General features: G+C 75.8%; 9 protein-coding genes. 6 read left to right on the forward strand and 3 right to left on the reverse strand.

Annotated features, from left to right (window positions below; genetic code table 11):
* Positions 1–112 precede the first annotated feature (112 nt).
* Positions 113–1498 carry a type VII secretion protein EccB gene (eccB, locus tag FA014_RS15600; protein WP_154730572.1) on the reverse strand — a complete coding sequence of 462 codons (1386 nt, stop codon included), beginning with the start codon at positions 1496–1498 and terminating at the stop codon, positions 113–115.
* Between the two features lie 3 nt (positions 1499–1501).
* Entirely contained in the window at positions 1502–2851 is a 1350-nt protein-coding gene (gene eccD / locus FA014_RS15605; RefSeq protein WP_154730573.1) for a type VII secretion integral membrane protein EccD, read from the reverse strand.
* 378 nt (positions 2852–3229) lie between these two features.
* Between eccD and FA014_RS15610 the strand changes: the two genes are divergently transcribed.
* From FA014_RS15610 to FA014_RS15630, 6 genes are all read left to right on the forward strand, one after another.
* Positions 3230–3541, forward strand: a complete 312-nt coding sequence (locus FA014_RS15610) for a WXG100 family type VII secretion target (protein WP_154730574.1) — start codon at positions 3230–3232, stop codon at positions 3539–3541.
* Positions 3542–3559: 18 nt separating this feature from the next.
* Entirely contained in the window at positions 3560–3844 is a 285-nt protein-coding gene (locus FA014_RS15615) for a WXG100 family type VII secretion target (protein WP_147795412.1), read from the forward strand.
* A gap of 149 nt (positions 3845–3993) precedes the next feature.
* Positions 3994–4377 carry a hypothetical protein gene (locus FA014_RS20125; RefSeq protein ID WP_195969315.1) on the forward strand — a complete coding sequence of 128 codons (384 nt, stop codon included), beginning with the start codon at positions 3994–3996 and terminating at the stop codon, positions 4375–4377.
* Between the two features lie 56 nt (positions 4378–4433).
* The gene (locus tag FA014_RS15620) at positions 4434–5675 is read left to right on the forward strand and encodes a S8 family peptidase (protein WP_195969316.1); all 1242 of its coding nucleotides are present in this window, start codon (positions 4434–4436) and stop codon (positions 5673–5675) included.
* Positions 5676–5721: 46 nt separating this feature from the next.
* Complete coding sequence (locus tag FA014_RS15625; protein WP_154730576.1) at positions 5722–7170, forward strand: hypothetical protein; 1449 nt, start codon at positions 5722–5724, stop codon at positions 7168–7170.
* 28 nt (positions 7171–7198) lie between these two features.
* Complete coding sequence (locus FA014_RS15630) at positions 7199–8533, forward strand: S8 family serine peptidase (RefSeq protein WP_154730577.1); 1335 nt, start codon at positions 7199–7201, stop codon at positions 8531–8533.
* Positions 8534–8671: 138 nt separating this feature from the next.
* Here the strand turns inward: FA014_RS15630 and FA014_RS15635 are convergent.
* Positions 8672–9173, reverse strand: a 502-nt coding sequence (locus tag FA014_RS15635) for an FHA domain-containing protein (protein WP_154730578.1), incomplete at its 5' end; no start/stop codon positions are given.

Below are 9173 nucleotides of genomic sequence, written 5' to 3' on the forward strand. Positions count from 1 at the left end.
CAGACGGCCGCGGGGGCCGCCGCGACCGTGCGGCTGGTCGACGGCTCCGGCCGCGCGTACCCCGTGCCGGACGCGAGCGACGAGGTCCTGGCCCGGCTCGGTTACGCGCCCGTCACGGGGCGCCGGTGCCCGCGTCCGTGGCGCCGGTCGCCGCCGCCGTCCCGCCCGACACCTCGGTCGCGGCGGCCTCGACCGTGAGGTCCGGCCCCGCGGGCAGCAGGTCGGCCCACGCCGGGGGCACCCGGGTCACGTCGTCGGGCGCGTAACCGAGCCGGGCCAGGACCTCGTCGCTCGCGTCCGGCACGGGGTACGCGCGGCCGGAGCCGTCGACCAGCCGCACGGTCGCGGCGGCCCCCGCGGCCGTCTGCGCGCGCACCAGCGCTCCCGAGCCCGGCGCGACGCGCACACCGGCGACGACCTCGGCCGCGTCGCGGAGCACCAGGTCGACCCGGTCGGCGTCGCCGGTGGTCAGCACCACGCACGCCGTCGACCCGACGGCCGGCAGCGTCGGCACGGTGGCCGGCAGGTCGGCCGGGGCCACGGGCGTCGCCGAGGTGCGGACGGCGGCGATCTCCGAGGCGGTGACCTCCAGCGGCTGCGCCGCGAGCTCGCCCGCACCCAGCAGGTACAGCGGGTAGGCGAGGTCGGACAGCGGCGCGAGCTCGCCCTCGGCGTCCACCACGTAGCGCCGGGCACCGTCGCCCACGCCGGTCACCTCGACGAGCGTGCCGACCCGCGTGTCGACGGGCAGCCCGCCCTCGGGCAGCGCAGGGCCACCCGCGCCCGCGACGGTCAGCGGCGCCAGGTCGGAGCCGGCCGGCACCAGGTTGAGCCAGTCCGCACCCGCGGCGATCGGGGTCGCCGTGTCCAGGCCGAGGGCGCGCAGCACCGCGGCCTCGTCGCCGGCCGGGATGCGGTGCCGGGTCCCGTCGGACACCAGGTACAGCGTCCCCGCTGCCTGCACGAGCGCGCCGGCGCCGGGGTCGACGACCGGGGCGGGCGCGTCGGGGTCGATCGTCAGCGCGGTGCCGCCGTCCGGCGCGACGCACGCCTGCCAGCCCGTCGCGGCGAGCCGGCTCGCCAGCGGCAGCTCGTCGGGCGCACCGGCGATGCCGAGGGTGGCACCGCGCGGGGCGTCGGTGATGTCGTCCTCGCTCACGTCCACCACGTGGAACGAGCCCGAGTCGAGCACCAGGCGGGCGCTCGTCACGTTGAGCACCGGGTGCAGCGTGCCCTGGATGCCGACGTACCGGCTGCCGTCGCCCTCGACGATGATCAGCGACTGGTCGTCCCAGCCGTTCGGCAGCGTGGGGCTGAGCAGCCCGAACCCCAGGCTCCCGAGCACCAGCAGCACGGACAGCGAGACACCGGCGACGACGCCGCGCAGCGGCTTGGTGGGCTCGAGCTCCCGGCCACCCGGCGCGCCGCTGGTGAACGCGGTCAGCAGGCGACGCCGGCTGTAGCTCTGCGCCTCGACGAGGTCGCGCTTGGACGCCACGGGTCAGACCAGGCCCGCCGCGACGACGCCGAGCGGCAGCAGCAGCGCGAGGCAGGCGATCTCCAGGAAGTCGCCGAGCCGCGCCAGCCCGACCCGGCGCCGCGGGGCGACCAGGCCGAGGCCGACGACCACCGCGGCGGCCGCACCGGCGACGCCCACGAGCGCGGGGCGCCAGCCCGGGTGCTGCGCGGCGGCCACGACCGCGACGACGACGAGCAGGGCCACCGACAGGCCGACGGTGAGCAGCACGTCGAGCCGGGAGTAGGTCTGCCGGGTCGCCAGCAGCAGACCCGCCGCGGCGAGCACGAGCAGGACGGTCCCGGCCACGCCGGTCGCGACGACCGCGGGCGCGGCGACCAGGGCGAGCACCCCGATCGCGACCCGCAGCGAGACCTGGATCCGGTGCCCGGCCGCGAGCTGCGCCCGGACGCGCGCGGACTGCACCGCCGGCGGGTCGGCGAGGATCTCGGCCTCGTTGCGCGGCGACACCACGCGCAGCGGCGTGCTCGACAGCGCGAGCCAGGGGACGCCGATGCTCGCGGTGGCGACGACGGCCACGACGACCGCGAGCACCTCCCCGGGGCGGGCGTCCGTCAGCGCGATCGCGGTCCCCGCGACGGCGAGGGCGAGCCCGCCGGCCAGCGGCGCCGCGCTGAGCTCCCGGCGGTCGACGAGCGCGGGCATCCCCAGCAGGCCGGCGACCAGCACCCCCGTCCCGGCGAGCGCCGCGGGCCAGCCCCAGGAGGGCGGCGCGGAGGTCGCGGTGAGCCCGGCGACCGCGGCCAGCACGGGCGCGGTCAGCACGAGCACCCGGCCCGCGGCGGGCTCGGTGCCCACCCGGCCGACGACGGCCCCGGCCACCAGCGCGAGGACCGCGGCCAGCGCGGCGACCACCGGCGGCACCAGCGAGGCCCGGTCGGCGCCGAGCAGCAGCGCGGCGCCCGCGAGCAGCAGCGCGCCCGCGGCCCACGCGGCGCTCAGCGCCGAGTCGCGCGGCGTCCACGGGGCGTACTGGTTCTCCACCGCGTCGGCCACGGCCTCCACGACGTCGTCGTAGATCCGCTCCGCCTCGCGGCGCGCGCCGGACTCCAGCGTGAGCACGGCGCCGTCCTCGACGCCCTCGGCCAGCAGGCTGCGGGCGGAGTCGATCGGCGTGCCGTCGGCACGCACCAGGCGGTACCCGCCGTGCGCGGTGGCGGCGTCCAGCAGGCCCAGCGCGCGGGCCAGGCCCGGGACCACCTCGGCCATCGGCACGGCGCCCGGGATGCCGAGGTCGAGGCGGCGGTCCCCGGCGGTCACCGACACCCGCACGAGCGTCCCCACGGACGTCGTGCTGACGGGCGCGTCTGTCATCGGGTCCCCTGTACTCCCTGGGCAGGTCGGCGGTCAGCATAGCGACGGCAGCCGATCCCGCCCGCGGGGCGCACGGGTGGACGCGGCCGTCCGGGTGGACTCCCGGGCGTGCCGCCCGGTCGGCGGTCCCCCGCGCGGAGGGCGTCGTGCCCGGCAAATGGGACGGAGAGTGACAGAACACGCCGGACCACTGGGCCGATCGGGTGATCCGTGACACCAGTCAGCGTGGTTGTCCACAGCGAGGGTGATCTCACCTGACGCGTCCGCGACCTGTCGGTTAGCCTCGTCGCGGTTCCGGGGTCGAGTGAGCTCGGGCACAGACGGCGCCGCAGGGGTGCACGTCAGGCAGGCCCACCGGGCCGTGTAGGGGGAGGTGACATGGCAGCAGAGGTCTCCGCAGCAGACGGCGCGCTCAAGCAGGGCGCCGACGCCGTGGTCCAGAGTCGTGGGGAGCTGCAGCGCGAGCTGAGCGCCCTCGAGGGCAAGCTGTCCGGCATCGGGTCGCACTGGCAGGGCCAGGGCGCCGTCGCGTTCAACGCGCTGATGGCCCGGTGGCGCGACGACGCGAACAAGATCGTGTCCGCGCTCAACGAGTTCGAGGCCAACCTGCTCACCTCGCAGTCGACGTACACCGCGTCGGACGAGTCGCAGCAGTCCACCTTCAGCCGCCTTCAGGGCCGGCTGGGCTGACCGGGAGAGGACGAGACGATGGCTGACCTCAAGGTCAACTTCGGTGGCCTGTCCACCGCCGCCGCCGACATCCAGTCGAGCGCGAGCAACATCGAGTCCCGCCTGGCGGACCTCGACCGCTCCCTGCAGCCGCTCCGGGCCAACTGGTCCGGCGAGGCGTCGACCGCCTACACCGCCGCCAAGGCGAAGTGGGAGGCCGCGCTGACCGACATGAAGGCGCTGCTGGCCGACGTCGGCCGCGCGGTGTCGACCTCCGGCGAGGAGTACCAGTCCACCGAGCGGGCCAACGCCGCCCGCTGGTGAACCACCCCGGCGCCGCGCCCCGCGCGCGACGCCGACCCAGCACGACCCGCGCGGTCGCGCCCGCCGTCACCCACGACGGCAGCGGCGCGACCGCGCGGCCATCGCGTCGCAGGGGGCGACGCGGACGAGACTTCTTGCGGAGGACGGACGTGGCAGGCGACGTCGAGGTCAGGACCCAGGTCCTGCAGGCCCGGCTGGGGCAGCTCGTGACGCTGTTCGACGACACGGACCGGCTGAAGGGGCAGATCTCCCGGCTCCGCGAGGGCCAGTCCGGCGCATGGCCGGAGATCCCGAGCGTGCAGGCGTTCTCCGCGAAGTACGAGAGCGCTCTCCAGGACGCCGAGAACCGGCTCACAGCCATCCGAGAGACCATCGACGCGTGCCGACAGGCACTGGCCGACAGTGCGCTCTCGCTGGAGCAGCAGGACGCCGCCGTCGAGGAGCAGATGCGCGTGCTCGCCGCCCGGCTCGAGGGCACCCCGGCCGACCCCACGACCGCCGGACCGGGTCGGCTCGCCCGGACGCGGTTCTGATGAGAGGTCGTCGACCCGTTCGGCAGGGCGCTGTCCTCGCCACCGCCGTCGCGGTCGTGGCACTCGTGGCGCCGGCAGCGGCCGGCGCAGCCGTTCCCGGAGCCGAGGACGGGCGGTGGTACTACGAGGCGACGGGGCTCGCCGACCTCCACCAGCGGACGACGGGTGAAGGCGTCACGATCGCCGTGATCGACGAGGCGGTGAACCCGGCCGTCGCCGATCTCGGGGGCGCGGACGTCCAGCCGCACGAACCGTCGTACTGCGCCGCGCAGCCGGGGGGCGAGGCGTATCCCGCCACCTCGACCGAGCCGGTCGCAGAGCACACGACGTCCATCGTGACGATGCTCGTCGGCACCGACGCGGGTGTTGGCGGGGCACCGGGCATCCCCGGCGTGGCCCCGGGAGCCACGGTCCGGACGTACGCCGTCCGGTACGGCGAGGCGCCCTGCGAGACGCCTGCAGGTCAGGAAGACCTCCAGGACGACGCCATCCGGGATGCCGTCGCTGAGGGAGCCGACATCATCGCTGTCCCGGGGGCGGCGAACTTCACGACCGACGGCGTCGCCGACGCGCTGCGCGCGGGCGTCGTCGTCATCGCTGCGGGCGGCAACGACGGCTTCATCAGCGGAATGCCCTCGGTCGCGAACGGCGTCGTCAACGTCGGGACGGTCACTCCGGACGCGACGCTGGCCGACGGCAGCCCGCGCGGCGATCTCCTCGCGGTGGTCGCCCCGGGTGCACGCATCCGCGCGCTCGTCGCGCCGTGGGACGCGTACAACACCACCACCGGGTCCTCCAACGCGACGGCCTACACCGCGGGGGCCCTCGCGCTCCTGTGGTCGCTGTACCCGGAGGCGACCGGAGGCCAGCTGCTGCAGGCGATGATCCGAACCACCGGCGGCGAGGTGACCGCTGAACCGGCAGAACACGACGGGAGCTGGGGCTACGGGACGCTGAACGTCCGCTCGCTCCTCTCTGTCGACCCGACGACCTATCAGGACGAGAACCCCTTCCTGCTCGACGACGGCACCAAGCCGACTCCTGCTGAGGTCCTCGGCACCGACACCGCACCGACGGCGGAACCCTCGTCCAGCGGGACCGTGACGGACGGCGGCACGACGACGAGCGAGACGACAGAGAGCTCTGACCTCCCGCTGGGCGTGGTGGTCGGTGGCGCCGTCGCCGTCGTCCTGGTCGCTGGCGTCGTCACCGCCGTCTTCCTCAGGCGACGGAAGGCGACCGTGCCTGGCCACTCGTACGACGAACCGCCCACGTATGCAAGGGGGAACCATGGGTGACCACGCCGACCAGCTCGGTCGGGCTCGAGACGCGAACCTCGGCGCGATGGACACGTCCGTCCGTCAGCTCTCGTCGTACTCGTCCAGCATGGAGACCACGGTCGACACGCTCCGCGCCGTCGGCAGCGAGCCGGGGCTGGAGGGTGCTGGCGCCGACGCCGCGACCGAGCGCTTCGCGACCCTCGCCCGCGAGGTGGCGACCGTCGCCGACTACCTGACGACCCTGGCGCAGGGCGGTGCGCAGGCCACGGCCGCCATCGTCGCAGCGAAGCAGGCCTACGCCGATCTGCCCGACGGCGAGCTGTCCTGGGGCGAGCGCACGGGCCTCACAGCCGCGACCACCGTGGCGCTCCCCGGGTTCGGGACCGTGACGGGCGTCGTCGCCGGCGAGATCATCTCGCGGCAGCGCGAGGCCGAGCGCGAGGCCGCAGCCGCAACCGCTCTCAACCGCCTCGACTCCTCGCTGAGCACCATCAGCCTCGAGCCGCCGACGACGGCGCGCAGCAGCGCCGACCCCACCACGGGGACGACGGGCACCGAGGGCGGTGGGACCGGGCCACGCGGCACCAACGTCTCCGGCGGCTGGTCCGGCGGCTCGACCGGCGGCACCAGCCAGGGTGTCGGCGCGTACTCCCCCTCCGCCGGTGGCAGCGCCGGTCTCGTCGGGTCGTCGTGGACGCCCGGCGCCGGCTCGACCGGCGGCGTCCCGAACGGTTCGAGCGGTCCCGGCGGCAGCAGCTCCGGTGGCACCGTCGGCTCCGACCCGATCTTCAGCGGCGGCGGCCCGACCGGCGGCGGTTCCACCGGTGGTGGCTCGACGGGCGGCGGCAGCGGCCTCGGCGGCGGGCACCTCCCCGGTTCCGGTGACGGCACGTCCTCCGACGGCCTCGTCGGCGGCACGGTCCCCGGCGGCTCCGGCACGGGCGGCGGAGGCGCGTTCCTCGGTGGGTCCGGCTCGTCGGGCACCAACGGCGCGAACGGGCTCGCCGGCCTGGGCGCGGGCGGCCTCGCCGGCGGTCTGACCGTGGGTGGCGCGGCCCTCGGTGGCGCCGGTCTTAATCGGCTCGCCGCCGGCGGCGGTGCGGGTGGTCTCGGTGGCGTCGGCGGCCTCGGTGGTGCTGGCGGCGTCGGCGGCCTCGGTGCCGGCACCGGCGTCCCGCTCGGCACGGTCGGCGCGGGCACGTCCGGCTCCGGTCTCTCCGGCTCCACGTCGGCCCTGGTCCAGGGCTCGCAGGGCGGTGCCCCGGGCGCAGGCGCGTCCGGCGCCCGCACCGGCGGCATGGCGGGCGCCCCGATGGGTGGCGGCGGCGGGGCAGGCGCGGCCAAGGGCTCCAAGCGCCGCGCGTCCGGCGGGCTGCTCGCCCCGGACATCGACGTCGAGGAGGGCGCCGAGCGTCCCGACCTGGGCGCGGCTGCCCGGGCCGGCGGGCGCGACTCGCTCCGGTCCACCGCCCCGGTGTCCGGCGTCGCGGACGACGACCAGGACGACTGGTGACCTTCGCGCGCGGCCGGCGAGCGGCGGCGTGAGCCGCGCCGTCGGCCGCGCGCGTCTCTCGACCGGCAGGTTCCGGTTCCGGGTAGCCGTCGTGCACGGCGGAGTGGTGATGGCAGTGCTGCTCGGTCCCGGGTGGGCGGGCGCGACCGTCCCTGGCGCCGACGACGGCCGCTGGTACTACGAGGCCACAGGCATGGCCGACATCCATCAGAGCGCCACCGGCGAGGGCATCACCGTGGCCGTCCTCGACGGACGGCTCAACACCGCGGTCGCCGACCTCGCGGGCGCCGACGTGCAGCCCCACGAACCGTCGTACTGCGCGGCCGAGGCCGGCGGCCAGCCCTATCCGGCCACGTCCACGGGTGCCGATGCTCAGCACGCGACGTCGATCGCGACGATGCTCGTCGGCACGGACGCCGGGCTCTCGGGACAGCCCGGGATCCCCGGTATCGCGCCCGGCATCACCCTTCGCACCTACGCGGTGTACGTCGAGGGACAGCCGTGCGAGACGCCGGCCGGCCAGGAGGACCTGGCTGACGATGCCGTGCGCGACGCGCTCGCCGACGGCGCCGACATCATCCTCGTCCCGGGCACCCAGCAGATGTCTGCCGACGTGGTGGCGGAGGCAGCACGCGCCGGGGTCATCGTCGTCGGCTCGGCGGGCAACGACGGCACGATCGTGACCGGCTTCCCGGCGACCCTCAACGGCGTCGTGGCGACCGGGACCATCACGTCCGACATGACCCTGGACGACGGCAGCGTGTACGGCCCCCGTCTCGGCGTCGTCGCTCCCGGAGCGCACATCCGCGCGCTGTCGCCGACGTGGGACAGCTACGGGACGACCACCGGCTCGTCCAACGCCGCCGCCTACACCGCCGGGGCACTAGCACTGCTGTGGTCGCTCCACCCCGATGCCGCCGACGGCCAGGTCCTGCAGGCACTCGTGCGAACCACCGACGGCGAGGTCAAAGACACGTGGCAGCACGACCCGAACTGGGGTTACGGGATCGTCAACACCCGGGTCCTGCTGACGGTCGACCCCACCACGTTCCCCGATGAGAACCCCTTCGTCTCCGACGAACCCGACCTGCTGCCGAGCGTCGGGCAGATCCTCGGCACCACGGAGGACACGGACGCCGGCGCGGAGGACGAGCCCTCGGATACCGCCGGCGAGCATCCGGCCGCTTCCCCAGAGCAGGACGATCCCGGATCTGGTTCGGCGCTGCCGCTGATCCTGGGCACCGGTGCCCTGGTCGGGGTGATCGGGGCGGTCGCCGCAGCCACCATCCGGATGCGTGCGCGCCGTCGCGTCCCCGTCACTGGGGCGCCTACCGCGTCGGATCTCGCGCAGCACCAGCGGTGACCACCGCCGCGTGACCCGACCACGCGGCGGCGTCGAGATGAGGAGCGGCATGGGTCCCGCTCTCCGGTCCGAGCGGCTCGCCGTCAAGTCACGTCGACGACGGGCGCAGCACTGAGCTGAACCACGGGTCGAGAGACCTCAGCCCCGCGCCGCCCCCGGCGCGTCGATCCGCACCCCGCGGTCCCCCACCTGGATCGTCGACCCCGACGGCACCAGCACCCGCTGGTCCGCCGGCACCGGCACGACCCGCCCGCCGGGCAGCCGCAGCGTCGTCCCGTTGCCGGAGCCGGCGTCCGACACCCAGAACGTGCCGTCCTCGATCCCGAACCGCGCGTGCGTGCGCGAGACGCTGCGCTCCGGGTCGTCCACCACGACGACGTGGTCGCAGCGCTCGCCGGCGGCGGGGCGCGGGGCCCGGCCGATGAGCCCGGGGCCGGTGACGGACATGACCTCGCCGGTGTCGAGGGTGACCAGGAACGGCGACGGCTGCGCCTGGTGGTGCACCACGCGCGGGGCGGTGGGCTCCGGGGCCGGCCGGGCCGGGACCACCGGGCGGATGCCGACCGACGCGGCGTCCGCGGCGGGCTGCACCGCCGCGGCCGGGGGCTGCGCCTGGGTCGCCGCCGGGACCGCGGGCGCC

The organism is Cellulomonas hominis, assembly GCF_005239125.1.
Taxonomy (GTDB): domain Bacteria; phylum Actinomycetota; class Actinomycetes; order Actinomycetales; family Cellulomonadaceae; genus Cellulomonas; species Cellulomonas hominis_A.